Below are 353 nucleotides of genomic sequence, written 5' to 3'. Positions count from 1 at the left end.
CATAATATCAGATAACGCCTCGTTAATCGCACCAGATTCTCCGGAATATTCAAGATTGGATTCGCTAGATGTAACCGTATGTGTAAATTCATGTCCTGCTACGTCAAATGCCTTTACAATAGGATCTCCATATACAAGCATGCTACTATTATTAATATTAGCACTGAATGCATTCTCCCAATTTTTCGGATCATTTGTATCTTCAGAATCCCACCCATGTACAACTGAAACTACTTTTTGTCCCTTATTATCAAAACTATTACGTTCGTATTTATTTTTATAAAAATCATATACCTTTGTTGCTAAGAAATGAGCACTTACCGCTTTTGGATCATTAAATGTTGTTGAAGTGC

General features: G+C 34.6%; 1 protein-coding gene. It reads right to left on the bottom strand.

The features are described 5' to 3' along the window. Nucleotides 1-353 (bottom strand): gluzincin family metallopeptidase (locus JDS96_RS30850; protein WP_199669134.1); only part of this gene is annotated, 353 nt, incomplete at both ends.

This window comes from Bacillus cereus group sp. N21 (assembly GCF_016483395.1).
Classification (GTDB): domain Bacteria; phylum Bacillota; class Bacilli; order Bacillales; family Bacillaceae_G; genus Bacillus_A; species Bacillus_A pseudomycoides.
Note: the sequence above shows the minus strand (reverse complement) of the source record. Positions and strands in the feature narration are given on the sequence as shown.